This is a genomic window from Pseudomonas baltica, assembly GCF_031880315.1.
Taxonomy (GTDB): Bacteria; Pseudomonadota; Gammaproteobacteria; order Pseudomonadales; family Pseudomonadaceae; genus Aquipseudomonas.
Genome location: NZ_CP134771.1, coordinates 1,153,545 through 1,171,957, shown reverse-complemented (window position 1 = coordinate 1,171,957; position 18,413 = coordinate 1,153,545). Strand labels below are relative to the sequence as shown.

The window sequence follows — 18,413 nt, the reverse complement described above, 5'->3', positions numbered from 1 at the left end:
GATCAGGCGACCGCTACCACATCGAGGATGCGCTGGATCACCCGATCCTGGTCAACCCCGGCGGCTTCGGCTTCGAACGACAGGATGATGCGGTGGCGCAGCACGTCGAACAGCACCGCCTGGATGTCTTCCGGGCTGACGAAGTCGCGCCCGGCCAACCAGGCGTGGGCGCGGGCGCAGCGGTCCAGCGAAATCGAGCCGCGCGGGCTGGCGCCATAGGCTAGCCATTCGGCCAGCTCGGCGTCGAACTTGGCCGGGGTGCGCGTGGCCATCACCAATTGCACCAGGTACTCCTCCACCGCATCGGCCATGTAAAGGCCGAGGATCTCCTTGCGTGCGGCGAAGATGGCCTGTTGGCTGACCCGGCGCTCGGGCTTGGTCTCGCCATTGAGGGCTTCGCCGCGGGCTTGCTGGAGGATGCGTCGCTCGACGGCGGCATCCGGGAAGCCGATCTTGACGTGCATCAGGAAGCGATCGAGCTGGGCTTCGGGCAGCGGATAGGTGCCCTCCTGCTCGATGGGGTTCTGCGTGGCCATTACCAGGAACAGCGGCGACAGGTCATAGGTGCTGCGCCCGACACTGACCTGACGCTCGGCCATGGCTTCGAGCAAGGCCGATTGGACCTTGGCGGGCGCACGGTTGATTTCGTCGGCCAACACCAGGTTGTGGAAGATCGGCCCCTGCTGGAACACGAAACTGCCGGTCTCGGGCCGATAGATTTCGGTGCCGGTGATGTCGGCAGGCAGCAGGTCGGGGGTGAACTGGATGCGATGGAATTGCGCCTCGACGCCTTCGGCCAGTTCCTTGATGGCCTTGGTCTTGGCCAGCCCCGGTGCCCCTTCGACCAGCATGTGGCCGTCGGCCAGCAAGACGATCAACAAACGTTCGACGAGTTTTTCCTGGCCCAGGATCTGGGTGGAGAGAAAGGTGCGCAGCGCGATGAGCGCTTCACGATGTTCCATCGTCGAGGGTTCCTGGAGAGAAGTGCCGAGCAGGCGGGACGCGGCAGGGCAGGGGGCCACTACTTTAATGGATTTCCGGTTGAGGGGCGATGGAAATAGTGAAGCGAAGCGGCGAAAGCGAGCTTAAATGTTATTTAGGTGTAACATAACGAACCATTTGTTATGCAAACGTCACATGCATGGACAGGATGAGATGTTATCTATAGAGTACATCTAATATACGGTGTTACGTAAAGGTAACAAACATGGACCCTGTCCTTATTATCGAGCGCCTTGGCGACCAATTACGCGGCATGCGTCAGCAGCGCGGCATGACCTTGATCGAGCTGGCTGAGCGTGCTGGCATCACGCGGCAGAAGCTGGCCGAAATGGAAAAAGGCAAGCCGACGGTTTCGATGTTCTTTTACGCCAAGGTCATCGCCGCCATGAGCTCCGAGGTGAAAATCGTGCCCGCACGCAAGCCCACCTTCGAAGAGCTGCGCGAGGTGTTTAAATGAGCGAGCTTGATCGCGTGCGCGTCTTGACTGCCCAAGGGGCTTGTGGGGAGTTGTCGCAGGGAAGGGATGGCGACTATCTGTTCCGCTACGGCATAGGCGTGCCAGACGAGGCGCAGATCAGCCTGACCATGGCCGTGCGTGACATGCCTTACCTCAATCGCACGCTGCATCCGGTGTTCCAGATGAACCTGCCCGAGGGGTATGTGCTGGAGCAACTGCGCCATCGGCTGGCCAAGACGGCGACGCTCGACCCCATGCTCTTGCTGGCGTTGACGGGCAGCGGTTCGCCTATCGGCCGGGTGCAGGTGCAGTCACCGGCGCTGGATGCGCTGCTCGATCGAGGCGTCATGCCCCGCGGCGAGCGCCTGGCTGATTTGCTGGCCTGGGACGGCGCCGAGGACCTGTTTACCCAACTGGTCGACAAGTACATCCTGCGCGCGGGCATTTCCGGAATTCAGCCCAAGGTGTTGGTGCCCGAGGACATGACGGCGGATCCCAAGGCGACCCTGCTGACACCGGAACTGATCGTGAAGGCGGGGCGTGAGGATTTCCCTGGGTTGGCCATCAACGAATTCCTGTGCATGGATGCAGCGCGCCGGGCAGGCATGCCGGTGCCGGCGTTTTTCTTGTCGGATAATCGCAAGCTGTTCGTCATGCGCCGTTTCGACCGTGACAAGCATCAGCAACCCTTGGGTTTCGAGGACATGGCAGTATTGACCGGCGTCGGTACCGAGCAAAAATACGGCGCCAGCTACGAGAAGATTGCCCGGGCGATTCGACTGTTCTGCGCGCCAGAGCAGGTTCAGTCATCGTTGCGGCAGTTCTTCGATATCGTTGCCTTGAGCTGTATGGTCGGCAATGGCGATGCGCATCTGAAGAACTTCGGCGTGCTCTATACCGATCCACTGGGCGCGGACGCCAGGCTGTCGCCCGCCTACGACATCGTCAATACCACCGCCTATATTCCTGAAGACTCCCTGGCCCTGACGCTCGACGGCTCCAAGAGTCTGTTTCGATCGCGGCTAGGGATATTGGCGCTGGCGAAAACGTGCGATGTGGTCGAGCCCCGTCAGCGGTTGCGCGACTTGATCGCGGCTGTCGAGGCGTCCCTCAGCGCCAACGCGGCATTGGCCGGGCAAGTGCCGCAAGTCGCTGCGGCCATCGCGCATTGCACCGGATTGTTCCGTCAGACGTTTGCTGATCAGGACGCTCAGGTCGGGGTTACAGGCCTTTGACCAGCGTCCCGGTGCCCTTCAGGATATTGGTCAGCGTTTCCAGTACTTCAGGCAGGTCGGCGGCATCGGTCGAGTGTCCGATGTCCAGGGTGTCGCGGCCATTGAACAGCCCGGCATCGACAGCCGCCACTTCGATCAGCAACTGATCGGCGCTGAGGGTGACCTTGATGTCGCGCACCAACTGCGGGTCGTTTTCGCCGAAGGTGATTTCGATCTCGTCCTCATCCGGGAACCGCGTCATGAGGAACAGCTCGCCCATAAGGCCGTAACAGCACAGCATGGCCATGTTGTCTTCTTCATCGTCGCAAGGGTTGGCAAGTAGCTGCAGTACGTCGAGTTTCATGGGGCGGGTCCGGGGCATGGGAGCGAGCTGGGGATTTTGCCAGTTTTCTTTGATTTGTGCTGGTGCTGATGGCCTCTTCGCGGGCGAGCCCTCGAAATCAGCGCCATCGCCGAGGGTTTCACCAAGTGCAACCCGTCAATGCCTCAAAATGTCGCATCCCCGCAAGTTATCGTCGGGCCGGTCTTCTAAGCTGGTGCGCCGTATATATTTCTCCCCTTGGACACAAGGTTGACTAAGGTTGACTCGAGCAAGGGGAGTCCACGCGACGCTTCATTCGATAACAAGCCAAAGCGGAGTATCACAGATGGCGTTCTTCACCGCGGCCAGCAAAGCCGACTTCCAGCATCAACTGAAAGCGGCCCTGGCGCAGCACATCGACGAGCAGGCCTTGCCACAAGTGGCCCTGTTCGCCGATCAGTTCTTCGGCATCATCTCGATGGACGAGCTCACCCAGCGGCGGCTCTCCGACCTTGCCGGTTGCACCCTGTCGGCCTGGCGCCTGCTGGCGCGCTTCGAACATGCCCAGCCGCAGGTGCGGGTCTACAACCCCGATTACGAACGCCACGGCTGGCAGTCCACCCACACCGCGGTCGAGGTGCTGCACCACGACCTGCCGTTTCTGGTCGACTCGGTACGCACCGAGCTCAACCGCCGTGGCTACAGCATCCACACCTTGCAGACCACCGTGCTCAGCGTGCGCCGCGGCGCCCAAGGCGAGCTGCTTGAAGTATTGCCCAAGGGCAGCACCGGCGCCGATGTGCTGCAAGAATCGCTGATGTACCTGGAGATCGACCGTTGCGCCAACGCCGCCGACATGAGCGCGCTGGCCCGGGAGCTGGAACAGGTACTGGTGGAAGTACGGATCGCGGTTGCCGACTTCGAACCGATGAAAGCCAAGGTTCGCGACCTGCTGGCCTTGGTGGACGAGACGCCCTACGCCGCCGACGAAGAAGAAAAGGCCGAGATCAAGACCTTCCTGCAATGGCTGGTGGATAACCACTTCACCTTCCTCGGCTATGAAGAGTTCGTGGTCGCCAACGATGCCGATGGCGGCCAGCTGCAATATGACGAAAGCTCGTTCCTGGGCCTGACCCGCCTGGTCCGCAAAGGCCTGACCGCCGACGATCTGCGCATCGAGGACTACGCCGTCAGCTATCTGCACGAGCCGCTGCTGCTGTCGTTTGCCAAGGCCGCGCATCCGAGCCGCGTGCACCGTCCGGCCTACCCGGATTACGTGTCGGTGCGTCAGCTGGATGCAAGCGGCAAGGTCATCAAGGAATGCCGCTTCATGGGCCTGTACACCTCGGCGGTGTATGGCGAGAGCGTTCATCAGATCCCCTATATCCGCCGCAAGGTTGCCGAAATCGAGCGACGCTCGGGCTTCGACGCCAAGGCGCATCTGGGCAAGGAGCTGGCTCAGGTGGTCGAGGTGCTGCCGCGCGACGACCTGTTCCAGACCCCGGTCGACGAGTTGTTCAACACCGTCATGGCCATCGTGCAGATCCAGGAGCGCAACAAGATCCGCGTGTTCCTGCGCAAGGACCCGTACGGGCGTTTCTGCTACTGCCTGGCGTACGTGCCGCGTGACGTCTATTCCACTGAAGTGCGCCTGAAGATCCAGCAAGTGCTGATGGAGCGGCTCAAGGCCAGCGACTGCGAGTTCTGGACTTTCTTCTCGGAATCGGTGCTGGCTCGCGTGCAGTTGATCCTGCGCGTCGATCCTCGCGTGCGTCTGGACATCGATCCGGCGCAACTGGAAAACGAAGTGATCCAGGCCTGCCGTTCATGGCAGGACGACTACGCCGCGCTCACCATCGAGAGCTTCGGCGAGGCCCAGGGCACCAATGTGCTGGCGGACTTCCCTAAAGGCTTCCCGGCGGGCTATCGCGAGCGCTTTGCCGCGCACTCGGCGGTGGTCGACATGCAGCATTTGCAAGCCCTGTCCGATAGCCGCCCGCTGGTGATGAGCTTCTACCAGCCGCTGGCGCAGTCGGGTGAGCGCCAGTTGCACTGCAAGCTGTATCACGCCGACACGCCGCTGGCGCTGTCCGATGTGCTGCCGATCCTCGAGAACCTCGGCCTGCGCGTGTTGGGTGAGTTCCCTTACCGCGTGCGCCATCGCAATGGTCGCGAGTACTGGATCCACGATTTCGCGTTCACCTATAGCGAAGGCCTCAAGCTCGACATCCAGCAGCTCAATGACACCCTGCAGGACGCTTTCGTGCACATCGTCAACGGCGATGCCGAAAACGATGCGTTCAACCGCCTGGTGTTGACCGCCGGCCTGCCGTGGCGCGATGTTGCCCTGCTGCGTGCCTACGCGCGCTATCTCAAGCAGATTCGCCTGGGCTTCGACCTTGGGTACATCGCCAGTACCCTCAACAACCACACCGACATCGCCCGTGAACTGACGCGCCTGTTCAAGACCCGTTTCTACCTGGCACGCAAACTGGCCGGCGATGATCTGGACGACAAGCAGCAGCGCCTCGAACAGGCGATTCTCAGCGCTCTGGACGATGTGCAGGTGCTCAACGAAGACCGCATCCTGCGCCGCTACCTGGACCTGATCAAGGCCACCCTGCGCACCAACTTCTATCAGCCGGATGCCAACGGCCAGGCCAAGTCGTACTTCAGCTTCAAGTTCAATCCCAAGCTGATCCCCGAGCTGCCCAAGCCGGTACCCAAGTTCGAGATCTTCGTCTACAGCCCGCGGGTCGAAGGCGTGCATCTGCGCTTCGGCAACGTCGCGCGTGGTGGCCTGCGCTGGTCCGATCGCGAGGAAGATTTCCGTACCGAAGTGCTGGGCCTGGTAAAAGCCCAGCACGTGAAAAACTCGGTCATCGTACCGGTGGGTGCCAAGGGTGGTTTCCTGCCGCGGCGCTTGCCGCTGGGCGGCACCCGCGACGACATCCAGAACGAGGCGATCGCCTGCTACCGCATCTTCATTTCCGGCCTGCTGGACATCACCGACAACCTCAAGGATGGCGGCGTGGTGCCTCCAGCCAACGTCACCCGTCATGACGACGATGACCCCTACCTGGTGGTGGCTGCCGACAAGGGCACCGCGACCTTCTCCGACATCGCCAACGGCATCGCCATCGACTATGGCTTCTGGCTCGGTGACGCCTTCGCCTCAGGCGGTTCGGCGGGTTACGACCACAAGAAGATGGGTATCACCGCCAAGGGTGCCTGGGTCGGCGTGCAGCGCCACTTCCGCGAGCGCGGCATCAATGTGCAGGAAGACAGCATCACCGTGGTCGGCGTCGGCGACATGGCCGGCGACGTGTTCGGCAACGGTCTGTTGATGTCCGACAAACTGCAACTGGTGGCGGCGTTCAACCACTTGCACATCTTCGTCGATCCTAATCCGGAGCCGGCCAGCAGCTTCGCCGAGCGCCAGCGCCTGTACGACCTGCCGCGTTCGGCGTGGAGCGACTACAACACGGCCATCATGTCGGCCGGCGGCGGGATCTTCTCGCGCAGCGCCAAAAGCATCGCCATCAGCCCCGAAATGAAGGCGCGCTTCGACATTCAGGCCGACAAGCTGACCCCCACCGAGTTGCTCAACGCCTTGCTCAAGGCGCCGGTCGACCTGCTGTGGAACGGCGGCATCGGTACCTATGTCAAGGCCAGCAGCGAGACCCATGCCGATGTCGGCGACAAGGCCAACGATACCCTGCGCGTCAACGGCAACGAGCTGCGCTGCAAGGTCGTGGGCGAGGGCGGCAACCTGGGGATGACCCAGCTCGGCCGCGTAGAGTTCGGCCTGGCGGGCGGGGCGACCAACACCGACTTCATCGATAACGCCGCAGGTGTCGACTGCTCCGACCATGAGGTCAATATCAAGATCCTGCTCAACGATGCGGTGCAGGCCGGCGACATGACCGAGAAGCAGCGCAATCTGCTGCTCGGCAGTATGACCGACGAGGTCGGCCACCTGGTGCTGGGCAACAACTACAAGCAGACTCAGGCGTTGTCGCTGGCCGCCAATCGCGCTTACGAGCGGATCGCCGAGTACCGTCGTCTGATGGTCGACCTCGAGGGCCGCGGCAAGCTCGACCGTGCCATCGAGTTTCTGCCATCCGAAGAGCAGCTCAACGAGCGGGTAGCGGCCAGGCAAGGCCTGACCCGTGCCGAACTGTCGGTACTGATTTCCTACAGCAAGATCGACCTCAACGAAGCGCTGCTGGCCTCCTTGGTGCCGGATGACGACTACCTGACGCGCGATATGGAGACGGCATTTCCAGCGTCGCTGGTCAGCAAGTACGCCGAGCCGATGCGTCGTCATCGCCTCAAGCGCGAGATCGTCAGCACCCAGATCGCCAACGATCTGGTCAATAACATGGGCATCACTTTCGTTCAGCGCTTGAAGGAGTCCACCGGCATGAGCGCGGCCAATGTGGCCGGGGCCTATGTCGTGGTGCGCGACATCTTCCATCTGCCGCACTGGTTCCGCCAGATCGAGGCGCTGGACTATCAGGTGTCTGCCGAGGTGCAGCTCAAGTTGATGGACGAGTTGATGCGTCTGGGGCGTCGTGCGACGCGCTGGTTCCTGCGCAGCCGCCGCAACGATCTGGACGCCGCGCGCGACGTGGCACACTTCGGGCCGCACATTGCCGCTCTGGGGCTCAAGCTCAACGAGCTGCTCGAAGGCCCGACTCGCGCCGTGTGGGAGGAGCGCTACCAGGGGTATGTCGCCGCCGGGGTGCCGGAATTGCTGGCGCGCATGGTCGCCGGTACCAGCCACCTCTACACCTTGTTGCCGATCATCGAGGCATCGGACGTGACCGGGCAGCCGGCCGCCGACGTTGCCAAGGCGTTCTTCGCCGTCGGTAGTTCGCTGGAGCTGAACTGGTATCTGCAGCAGATCAGCAGCCTGCCGGTGGAAAACAACTGGCAAGCGCTGGCGCGCGAAGCCTTCCGTGACGACATCGACCATCAGCAGCGAGCCATAACCATTTCGGTGCTGCAGATGAGCGATGCGCCGGAAGACGTCGAAGCGCGTGTCACCTTGTGGCTGGAACAGCACGAAGGCATGGTCAAGCGCTGGCGCTCGATGCTTGACGAGCTAAAGGCTGCCACCGGCACCGATTACGCCATGTATGCCGTGGCGAACCGGGAGTTGATGGATCTGGCGCTCAGTGGAGCTGTTGTGGCTTCTTGAGGTCAGCTTTGATCGTCGTGCGTCGCGCGACGATTTCCGCGCAAATGGATGCCCCGCTCGATTCTTGAGCGGGGCCTTTTTTTGCGTGCGCTTTGGGCTGCACGCATGTTCAGCAACGATATGAATCCACTGAATTGCCATAGCATGTTACGGCTATCATCGATAGGGGGAGCGTGTTCTGATGGCGTTGCACGTCGAATCCAGGCCTGTATGGATTCATGGCGTCGTGACTGGAGACGACACCGATTTGGTTGGCGTCTCGCTTGATACTCATTAAAAAGGATTTGATCATGGACGAATTTATTGGCCGATCATTTATCGCTCGGATGCGAAGTGTTACACCAGGGTTGCAAGGGCCCATCTGTTTTTCTATGCGCCATGAAGCGACCAAGAGCGGCTGGCTGCTACGCGGGGGTGAAGATATGCCCGCCGTGCCACTGCGTTTCGATTATTTGGATCATGCCGACGATCGTATCTATTACGACATCTGCGCGGCGCCGGCCCGTCATGAGTATGCGGGGGCCAAGCTTGGTGTCAGTACCAATGGTTATCTGGGGCTTTATCACCATGCCCGAGTCAGCGACCCTTGGAAAATCCAACTGATTGGCGAAGGGTCGCTTGCGCAAGGATTCCGCTTTTATCTGCGTGATAGTTACGGTCAGCGGGTAGCGGTTTCTTCGGAAGAGGAGCAGTTAGGTAATCTGGCGAACCCTCACCCGGCTAATCTCAAACGCTACGATTATCTCAACGTGAGTGACGGCCAAGTGATAGAGCTGCAAGCGCAGGTTCTGGAGGTTCTGTGATTGCCGGGATAGAGCCCCATCCTGATCAATTAGAAGCACCAAGCGTAAAAGGAACACAATAAAAAACCCGCCAGTGGTTACGCTGGCGGGTTTTCTTTTACTGCGGGTTACTGATTACGCCTGAACCACCGGAATGTTTGCGTTGGCAGCTGCCTCGCGGAACTCGGCGATCTGGTCGAAGCTCAGGTAGCGGTACACGTCCGCTGCCATGCTGTCGATGCTGGCGGCGTACTCCATGTATTCCTCGACCGTTGGCAGCTTGCCCAGGATCGAGGCAACGGCGGCCAGTTCGGCGGAAGCCAGGTAGACGTTGGCGCCATCGCCCAGACGGTTCGGGAAGTTACGGGTCGAGGTCGACACCACGGTGGAGTTCGGTTCTACCCGTGCCTGGTTACCCATGCACAGCGAGCAGCCCGGCATTTCCATGCGTGCGCCGGCTTTGCCGTAGATGCCGTAGTAGCCTTCTTCGGTGAGCTGGTGAGCGTCCATCTTGGTCGGTGGCGACAGCCACAGACGGGTTGGCAGCTGGCCTTTGACCTTTTCCAGCAACTTGCCCGCAGCGCGGAAGTGGCCGATGTTGGTCATGCACGAACCGATGAACACTTCGTCGATCTTCTGGCCTTGAACGCTGGACAGCAGGCGGGCGTCGTCCGGATCGTTCGGCGCGCAGAGCACCGGCTCCTTGATGTCGGCCAGGTCGATCTCGATGATCTCGGCGTATTCGGCATCGGCGTCGGCGGACAGCAGGTCCGGCTTGGCGATCCAGGCTTCCATCGCCTGCGCGCGACGTTCCATGGTCCGGGTGTCACCGTAGCCTTCGCTGATCATCCAGCGCAGCAGGGTGATGTTGGACTTCAGGTACTCGGCGATGGCTTTTTCTGGCAGCTTGATGGTGCAGCCAGCAGCGGAGCGTTCGGCCGAGGCGTCGGACAGCTCGAAAGCCTGTTCGACGGTCAGGTCGTCGAGGCCTTCGATTTCCAGGATGCGGCCGGAGAAGGCGTTGATCTTGCCTTTCTTCTCGACGGTCAGCAGGCCGTTCTGGATGCCGTAGTAAGGAATCGCGTGAACCAGGTCGCGCAGGGTGATGCCGGGGTTCAGCTTGCCTTTGAAGCGCACCAGTACCGACTCCGGCATGTCCAGCGGCATGACGCCAGTGGCTGCGGCGAAGGCGACCAGCCCGGAACCGGCCGGGAACGAGATGCCGATCGGGAAGCGGGTGTGCGAATCGCCGCCGGTGCCGACGGTGTCAGGCAGCAGCATGCGGTTCAGCCAGCTGTGGATGATGCCGTCGCCAGGACGCAGGGACACGCCGCCACGGGTGCGGATGAAATCCGGCAGGGTGTGGTGGGTGGTGACGTCGATCGGCTTTGGATAGGCGGCAGTGTGGCAGAACGACTGCATCACCAGGTCGGCCGAGAAGCCCAGGCAGGCGAGGTCTTTGAGCTCGTCGCGGGTCATCGGGCCGGTGGTGTCCTGAGAGCCGACGGTGGTCATCTTCGGTTCGCAATAGGTGCCAGGGCGCACGCCCTTGTCGGCGGGCAGGCCGCACGCTTTGCCGACCATCTTCTGCGCCAGGGTGAAGCCCTTGCCGGTATCGACCGGGGCTTCAGGCAGCTTGAACAGATCGGTCGGGCCCAGGCCCAGCTCGGCCCGTGCCTTGTCGGTCAGCCCGCGACCGACGATCAGCGGGATACGGCCGCCGGCGCGGACTTCGTCCAGCAGAACCGGGGTTTTCAGTTCGAACGTGGTGATCACTTCGTCGCTGTCGTGCTTGCAGACCTTGCCCTGGTGCGGGTACAGGTCGATGACGTCGCCCATGTTGATGTTGCTGACGTCGAATTCGATCGGCAGAGCGCCGGCGTCTTCCATGGTGTTGTAGAAGATCGGAGCGATCTTGGAGCCGAAGCAGAATCCACCGGCGCGCTTGTTCGGCACGAACGGGATGTCGTCGCCGAAGAACCACAGCACGGAGTTGGTCGCCGATTTACGCGACGAGCCGGTACCGACCACGTCGCCGACGTAGGCGACCGGGAAGCCGTCGCCGTACATCTGGGCGATCTGCTTCATCGGGCCGATGGAGCCTTGCACGTCCGGCACGATACCGTCACGGGCCATTTTCAGCATGGCCAGGGCGTGCAGCGGGATGTCGGGGCGCGACCAGGCATCGGGAGCAGGGGAGAGGTCGTCGGTGTTGGTCTCGCCGGTGACCTTGAAGACGCGCAGGCTGATCTTGTCGGCCAGGGTCGGACGCTTCTTGAACCACTCGCCATCAGCCCAGGATTGCAGCACGCCTTGGGCGTGGGCATTGCCGTTCTTGGCTTTTTCAGCGACGTCGTGGAAGGCGTCGAACATCAGCAGCGTGTGCTTGAGCTGTTCGGCGGCGACGGAGGCCAGGTCGGCGTCGTCAAGCAGCTCGACCAGGGTGGCGATGTTGTAGCCGCCCTGCATGGTGCCCAGCAGTTCAGTGGCGCGCTTCTTGTCGATCAGGGGCGAGGTGACTTCACCTTTAGCCAGGGCGGACAGGAAACCGGCCTTGACGTAGGCCGCTTCGTCCACGCCCGGTGGCACGCGGTTGGTGATCAGGTCGACCAGTACGGATTCTTCGCCGGCAGGGGGATTTTTCAGCAGCTCGACCAGGCCTGCAGTTTGTTCGGCGTTAAGCGGCTGGGGCACGATACCCTGGGCGGCACGCTCTTCAATGTGTTTGCGGTAGGCTTCAAGCACAGTCATTACCCTCATCAGTGGTCCCGGATCGGGACGCTCATCCAGTAAATCCCCGCGCCCATGCGCTGCACGGCTTCTTGGGCCGTTTAGCCTGGGTGACGGACATTCCTTGCAGAAGCTGCTTTCAAAGTTTTACGCCTGCAGGACGGGAGGCTTGATGAGGGCTGGGGCAGATTAAAGGGGGTAAAACCTGCTTCCATTCCGTCCTGCTGGATCGACTGTGCTCGTGACGCTTTGAAAACAGCTTCCAACGGATATTTTTGTTGCCTTGGAAAGGCTGCATGATTCTACGGCAAAAAAACAAGAAAGGTAAGTTAAGCCCTGCGACTTCTGGGGTGACCCTCGTTAGACAAAGGGCTAACATGGACGTCTGTTCCGCTTGTCAGTGCTCCGTGTCGCCATGTCCAATAACTCCATCAAAACCCCCTGCGTCGGCCTTTGCTCCACTGTTTACGGGGATCTGGTGTGCCGTGGCTGCAAGCGCTTCCATCATGAAGTGATCCACTGGAACGGTTACGACGAGGCGGCCAAGCGTGCCGTCTGGTTGCGCCTCGAACAACTGCTGGCGCAGGTGATGGAGGCCAAGCTGGAGGTGTTCGACGCGGGGCGCCTGCGCGAGCAATTGCTGCAGCGCAAGATCCGCTTCGTCGAGCAGCAGTCGGTGTATTGCTGGGCATATCAATTGATTGCGCGCGGTGCGCGAGTGATCGTCAATCTTGAAGCATATGGCATCGTGCTGCTGCCGGAGTTTCGCGACTGGGACCTGCCGCAATTGCGGGATGCCATTGATCGGGAATTCTTCATCCTGTCCGAAGCGCACTACGAGCGCTACATCGCGCCAGGCTTTCTTGAGGACGCCCTGGGCGCCAATCGAATCCTGTAGCGAGGGTGCTTGCCCCGACAGTCTCCCAAAGATGTCACCGATACGATTTTTCAGCGCCAGCCGCGCAGCCCCCTCGCTACCTGTGCCGGTGCCCTCTATAATCCCGCGCTTTTGACAGGGGAACCGTGCCCATGCTGGCCGAAATTCATGATTTTCTCGGTTGCCGCACGCCCCACGCCTGGGTCGAGGCCGCGCTGGCGGACCTGACCACGCTGCTGCTGGATCACAAGAACTGCGAGTTCAAGGCAGCCTCCACGGCCCTGAGCATGATCGCCCGTTACCCCGTGCACGCCGACGTGATCAACATGATGTCGCGCCTGGCCCGCGAGGAGCTGGTGCACCACGAGCAGGTCATGCGCCTGATGAAGAAGCGCAGGATTGAACTCCAGCCTCTGAGCGCAGGGCGTTATGCCTCGGCCTTGCGCAAGCAGGTGCGCAGCCATGAACCGGTCAAGCTGGTGGATACGCTGGTGGTCGGTGCCTTTATCGAAGCCCGTAGCTGCGAGCGTTTCGAAGCGCTGGTGCCGCATCTGGATGAAGAGTTGGGGCGTTTCTACCATGGTTTGCTGAAAAGCGAAGCGCGGCATTATCAAGGCTACTTGAAGCTGGCCTACCAGCACGGGGACGCGGCCGACATCGCCAAGGTCATCGAGCGAGTGCGGGTCGCTGAGGCCGAGCTGATCGAAAGCCCCGATCCGGAATTCCGCTTTCATAGCGGCGTGCCTGCCTGATCCTTTCCATTTGCCTGCGCTGGCCGCTTCGGAACAAGCTCCGCTCCAAGTAGGTGCAAGACTCAGGGTCTGCTCGCGCCTGTAGGAGCAAAGCTTGCTCGCGAAGAGGCCCTAAGCGACACCGCAGAACATCACCGCTGCAAATGCCCCCTTCGCCACCGAACGAGCAACCCATCCCCACAAGGTGGCGGCATTTCGCCAATTACATAGCATGCTAATAAGTGATTTGACATTCGCTGCCTAAGCAGTAACATCTAGACACATTATCTGCCTAGGCAGGGCTTTGGGTCGATCTGCATGAAACACTTCACTCCCGAGAACTTCCGAAGCTGCACCATCGGCCTGTTGATGGGCCGCAGCAGCATGGTCAAGGACCGTATCCTCGATGCCCATCTTGAGCCGGATGGCGTCACCGCTGCGCAATTCAAGGTGCTGATCATCGTTCAGCAATTCGATGTCGATACCCCGGCAGAGCTGTGCCGGTACCTGTCGCTGGACAGCGGCTCGATGACTCGGATGCTCGATCGTCTGGAACAAAAGGATTTGATCAAGCGCCGCCGCAGCGAAGCCGATCGCCGACAGATCCGGCTCGAGTTGACGGATGCCGGTCAGCGCCTTGCCGACCGCCTGCCGCACATTGGTGCCGACGCAATGAATCAACTGGTAGGCGTGCTCGAGCCGGCAGAATTGGCCGATCTGGAGCGCATTCTGATGAAAGTACTGGTCGCTGCCGGGGATGCCCTGACGATAGCGCGCATAGGTCAAATGAAATGAGCGGAACATCACAGCGTCTTCGCTTGAGCCTGGTGCTGGTCGCCATGAGCCTGGCCGGGTGCGCCAATTTTCACGGTCTCGACACTCAGGGCAAAAGCCTCAAGGCGCAAGACCTCAAGGCCGGTCAATCGCTGGCAGGTATCACCCTGTCGCCCGCCGCCTGGCCCAAGCGCGACTGGTGGACCAGCCTCGGCGATCCGCAGCTCGACGGCCTGATCAAGGAAGCCCTGCGCGACAGCCCGGACATGCAGATCGCCAGCGCCCGCAGCCATCAGGCAGTTGCTGCGGCCGCCGCCGCCGATGCCGATCGCAGCCCGACCCTCGATGCCGACGCCAGTGTCCAGCGCGCGCGCTTCAATCGCGAGCAGGATCCACTGGGGGTAGGTGAGGCTTATTCGACCTCGCGCAATATCGAGGCCACGTTCAACTACAACTTCGACCTCTGGGGCGGCGAGCGCGCGGCCTGGGAAGCGGCGCTGGGGCAGGCCCGCGCAGCCGAAGTCGATCGTCAGGCGGCAGCCTTGACCCTGGCCGCAGATGTCGCCCGGGCCTACAGCAATCTGGGCCAGGCGCACATCGTCGCCGACCTGGCCCAGGAGGATCTCAAACGCACCGGCCAGATGCTCAGCCTCGGTCAGCGTCGGCACACGGCCGGCGTCGACAGCGACTACCAGTTGCAGCAGACCGAAAGCCTGCAGGCCAGCTCCCAGGAGCAGGCCATCAATGCCGAGAAGCAGCTGGCCAGCGCCCGTATCGCCCTCGCCGTGCTGCTGGGCAAAGGCCCCGACCGCGCCAACGAGATCGCCCGGCCGAAGGTCTTGCAACCAGGCGTGGTGCAACTGCCGTCGACCTTGCCGGCCGAGCTGTTGGGCCGCCGTCCTGATCTGGTGGCCGCGCGCTGGCGGGTCGAGGCGGCGAGCAAGGATGTGGTGGCGAGCAAGACGCGCTTCTATCCCAACCTCAACTTGAGCGCTGCGGCTGGCGTGCAGTCGATTCTCGGAGACGCGCTGCTCGGCGGTCCGAGCCGCTTCTGGAATATCGCGCCAGCGGTGTCGCTGCCGATTTTCGACGGTGGCCGACTGCGCGCCAATCTCGATGCCCGGGACGCCGACTACGACCTGGCCGTGGCGCAGTACAACAAGAGCCTGGTCAAGGCGCTGGGTGACGTCAGCGACAGCATCGTCCAACTGCGTGCTCTGAATCGCCAGGTCGAGGCGTCGCAGCGTGCCGCAGAGATTGCCCAGCGCTCCTACGACAGCGTCAGCCAGCGCTACGGCGCGGGCATCGGCAGCTACGTCGATGTGCTGACCATCGAACAGCAATTGCTCCAGGCCCAACAACAACTGGCCAGCCTCAACGCCGAGCGGATCGACCTGTCGATCCAATTGATGCAGGCGCTGGGCGGTGGCTTCCAGGACGATCAACTCGCCCAGGCGCCTTCCGCTACCGCCACGCCGACTGAATAATTCAAGGTACTTGTCATGGCTACTGCCTCTTCCAATACTGCTCCCGACAATAACGCCCAGCCGCAAGAGAAAGCCGCACCGCAGAAAAAAGGCGGCGGCAAGCGCAAGCTGATGCTGTTTATCGTGCTGATCGTGGTCGTGCTCGGCGGCCTTGGCGTCTGGGCCTGGTACGAACTCTACGGGCGCTTCAACGAAAGCACCGATGACGCCTACGTCAACGGCAACGTGGTAGAAATTACCCCGCTGGTCACCGGCACCGTCACCAGCATCGGCGCCGACGACGGTGACCTGGTGCACGCCGGGCAAGTGCTGCTGCAGTTCGATCCGGCCGACGCAAAGATCGCCCTGCAAAACGCCCAGGCCAATCTGGCCAAGGCCGTGCGCCAGGTGCGCGGGCTGTACAGCAACGTCGACGGCATGAAAGCGCAGGTCAATGCGCGCCGTTCCGACGTGCAAAAGGCTCAGGACAACTTCAACCGCCGTCGCAGCCTGGCTGCGGGCGGGGCGATTTCCCAGGAAGAACTGTCCCATGCGCAGGACGACCTGAGCTCGGCCCAGAGCGCGTTGAACAATGCCTTGCAACAACTGGCCAGCACTTCGGCACTGGTGGATGCCACGGTGATTTCCGACCATCCGGACGTGCAGGTTGCGGCCGCGCAACTGCGTGACGCCTACCTGGCCAATGCGCGGACCACCCTGATCGCGCCGGTCACCGGTTACGTCGCCAAGCGCACCGTGCAGCTGGGCCAACGCATTCAGCCGGGCACCGCGACCATGGCCGTGATCCCGCTGAACCAGTTGTGGATCGATGCCAATTTCAAGGAAACCCAGCTGCGTAACATGCGCATCGGCCAGACCGTCGAGATCGAATCCGACATCTACGGCAGCGACATCAAGTACAGCGGCACCATCGACAGCCTCGGCGCCGGTACCGGCAGCGCGTTCGCCTTGTTGCCGGCACAGAACGCCACGGGTAACTGGATCAAGATCGTCCAGCGGGTGCCGGTACGTATTCACATCAATGCCGACGAGCTGGCCAGGCACCCATTGCGTATCGGTCTGTCGACGGTGGTCGATGTCGACCTGCACGACCAGAGTGGTCCGGTACTGGCGCAGCAACCGCCGCAAAAGGCGTCGTTCACCACCAATGTCTACGACCAGCAACTGGGTGAGGCCGACGCCATGATCGCCCGTCTGATCCGTGACAACAGCGCCGCTGGCAGCACCGCCCAGCGCTGATCCGCTGCTACCTGCGCCGCGACGAGCCCAGTCGCGGCGCCACGTCTTCGAAGGACAAGTGATGAGCAACAATGCGTCGTTCACGCCGCCCAGCCTGCTGCTCAGTACCATCGGGCTGTCGCTGGCGACATTCATGCAGGTGCTCGACACCACCATTGCCAACGTCGCCTTGCCGACGATTTCCGGCAACCTGGGGGTGAGTTCCGAGCAGGGCACCTGGGTCATTACCTCGTTTGCGGTGAGCAACGCCATTGCCTTGCCGCTGACCGGCTGGCTGAGCCGCCGCTTCGGTGAGGTCAAGCTGTTCCTGTGGGCGACGCTGTTGTTCGTGCTGGCGTCGTTTTTATGTGGTATCTCGACGTCGATGCCCGAACTGGTGGGCTTTCGTGTGATCCAGGGCCTGGTGGCCGGGCCGCTGTACCCGATGACCCAGACGCTGCTGATCGCGGTTTACCCTCCTGCCAAGCGGGGGATGGCGCTGGCGCTGCTGGCCATGGTCACGGTGGTGGCACCGATTGCCGGGCCCATCCTCGGCGGCTGGATCACCGACAGCTACAGCTGGCCGTGGATCTTCTTCATCAATATTCCGGTGGGCATCATCGCGGCCGGGATCGTGCGTCAACAACTGGCGGCGCGGCCGGTGACTATCAGCCGCCAGCCCATGGACTATATCGGCCTGATTACCTTGATCATCGGGGTCGGCGCGCTGCAGGTGGTGCTCGACAAGGGCAATGACATGGACTGGTTCGAGTCCAACTTCATTATCATCGGCGCGGTGATTTCGGCGATCGCGCTCACGGTGTTCATCATCTGGGAAATGACCGACGACCATCCGGTGGTGAATCTGCGGCTGTTCAAATATCGCAATTTCCGCGTGGGCACCATGACCCTGGTGATGGGTTACGCTGGGTTCTTCGGCATCAACCTGATCCTGCCGCAATGGTTGCAGACGCAATTGGGCTACACCGCAACCTGGGCGGGGCTGGCGGTAGCGCCGATCGGTATCCTGCCGGTACTGATGTCGCCGTTCGTGGGCAAGTACGCGCAAAAATTCGACCTGCGGATCCTCTCCGGGCTTGCCTTCACGGCCATCGGTGCCAGCTGCTTCATGCGCGCAGGCTTCACCAATCAGGTGGACTTCACCCACATTGCGCTGGTGCAGTTGTTCATGGGGATCGGCATTGCGTTGTTCTTCATGCCGACCCTGAGCATTCTGCTCTCGGACTTGCCGCCGGCGCAGATTGCCGATGGATCGGGCCTGGCGACCTTTTTGCGCACGCTGGGAGGCAGCTTCGCGGCGTCATTGACGACCTGGATCTGGATTCGCCGTGCCAATCAGCACCATGCCTATCTGACCGAGAGCATCACGGCCTACGATCCTGCGACTCAGCACACGATGCAGGTCATGGGTGGAGCGGGGCAGACGACTTATAGTCAACTGGACCAGATCGTCGAAAGCCAGGCGTACATGCTGTCGACGGTGGATTACTTCACGTTGATGGGCTGGATGTTCGCGGCGCTGGTGGTGTTCGTCTGGCTGGCCAAGCCGCCGTTCAGTGCCAAGGCCGGGCCGGCGGCATCCGGGCACTGAG

At 61.7% G+C, this 18,413-nt stretch carries 13 protein-coding genes; 10 read left to right on the top strand and 3 right to left on the bottom strand.

The genetic code is table 11. The annotated features are described in order from the left end of the window. Positions 1-2: 2 nt before the first annotated feature. Complete coding sequence (locus REH34_RS05265) at positions 3-962, bottom strand: MoxR family ATPase (protein WP_226506648.1); 960 nt, start codon at positions 960-962, stop codon at positions 3-5. A gap of 245 nt (positions 963-1,207) precedes the next feature. Here REH34_RS05265 and REH34_RS05260 point away from each other — a divergent pair, with 245 nt between their 5' ends. Continuing rightward, positions 1,208-1,459 (top strand): helix-turn-helix domain-containing protein, encoded by a 252-nt coding sequence (locus REH34_RS05260; RefSeq protein WP_226506647.1) that lies wholly within the window; start codon positions 1,208-1,210, stop codon positions 1,457-1,459. Then, positions 1,456-2,694 (top strand): type II toxin-antitoxin system HipA family toxin, encoded by a 1,239-nt coding sequence (locus REH34_RS05255; protein WP_311970992.1) that lies wholly within the window; start codon positions 1,456-1,458, stop codon positions 2,692-2,694. The genes REH34_RS05260 and REH34_RS05255 overlap by 4 nt, the downstream gene beginning before the upstream one ends. Here REH34_RS05255 and REH34_RS05250 read toward each other — a convergent pair. Next, positions 2,681-3,037, bottom strand: a complete 357-nt coding sequence (locus REH34_RS05250) for a hypothetical protein (RefSeq protein WP_226506645.1) — start codon at positions 3,035-3,037, stop codon at positions 2,681-2,683. The two genes, REH34_RS05255 and REH34_RS05250, sit on opposite strands and share 14 nt — an antisense overlap. A gap of 304 nt (positions 3,038-3,341) precedes the next feature. Here REH34_RS05250 and REH34_RS05245 point away from each other — a divergent pair, with 304 nt between their 5' ends. Together REH34_RS05245 and REH34_RS05240 are read left to right on the top strand one after the other, a co-directional pair. Then, complete coding sequence (locus REH34_RS05245) at positions 3,342-8,201, top strand: NAD-glutamate dehydrogenase (protein ID WP_311970990.1); 4,860 nt, start codon at positions 3,342-3,344, stop codon at positions 8,199-8,201. A 290-nt stretch (positions 8,202-8,491) separates the two neighbouring features. Continuing rightward, positions 8,492-9,004, top strand: coding sequence for a hypothetical protein (locus REH34_RS05240; RefSeq protein WP_311970989.1), 513 nt, complete (start codon positions 8,492-8,494; stop codon positions 9,002-9,004). Positions 9,005-9,118: 114 nt separating this feature from the next. Here REH34_RS05240 and acnB read toward each other — a convergent pair whose 3' ends face one another. Further along, positions 9,119-11,728, bottom strand: coding sequence for a bifunctional aconitate hydratase 2/2-methylisocitrate dehydratase (gene acnB / locus REH34_RS05235; protein WP_311972047.1), 2,610 nt, complete (start codon positions 11,726-11,728; stop codon positions 9,119-9,121). Positions 11,729-12,128: 400 nt separating this feature from the next. Here acnB and REH34_RS05230 point away from each other — a divergent pair, with 400 nt between their 5' ends. From REH34_RS05230 to REH34_RS05205, 6 genes are all read left to right on the top strand, one after another. Further along, the gene (locus REH34_RS05230; protein WP_311970988.1) at positions 12,129-12,611 is read left to right on the top strand and encodes a DUF1289 domain-containing protein; all 483 of its coding nucleotides are present in this window, start codon (positions 12,129-12,131) and stop codon (positions 12,609-12,611) included. 131 nt (positions 12,612-12,742) lie between these two features. Then, the gene (locus tag REH34_RS05225; RefSeq protein WP_311970987.1) at positions 12,743-13,342 is read left to right on the top strand and encodes a tRNA isopentenyl-2-thiomethyl-A-37 hydroxylase MiaE; all 600 of its coding nucleotides are present in this window, start codon (positions 12,743-12,745) and stop codon (positions 13,340-13,342) included. Between the two features lie 297 nt (positions 13,343-13,639). After that, on the top strand, positions 13,640-14,116 hold the full coding sequence (locus tag REH34_RS05220) for a MarR family winged helix-turn-helix transcriptional regulator (RefSeq protein ID WP_226506640.1): 477 nt from the start codon (positions 13,640-13,642) through the stop codon (positions 14,114-14,116). Continuing rightward, positions 14,113-15,582, top strand: coding sequence for an efflux transporter outer membrane subunit (locus REH34_RS05215; RefSeq protein ID WP_311970986.1), 1,470 nt, complete (start codon positions 14,113-14,115; stop codon positions 15,580-15,582). The genes REH34_RS05220 and REH34_RS05215 overlap by 4 nt, the downstream gene beginning before the upstream one ends. Before the next feature lie 15 nt (positions 15,583-15,597). Then, positions 15,598-16,821 (top strand): efflux RND transporter periplasmic adaptor subunit, encoded by a 1,224-nt coding sequence (locus REH34_RS05210; protein ID WP_311970985.1) that lies wholly within the window; start codon positions 15,598-15,600, stop codon positions 16,819-16,821. A gap of 61 nt (positions 16,822-16,882) precedes the next feature. After that, the gene (locus REH34_RS05205) at positions 16,883-18,412 is read left to right on the top strand and encodes a DHA2 family efflux MFS transporter permease subunit (protein ID WP_226506637.1); all 1,530 of its coding nucleotides are present in this window, start codon (positions 16,883-16,885) and stop codon (positions 18,410-18,412) included. Position 18,413: the final 1 nt, after the last annotated feature.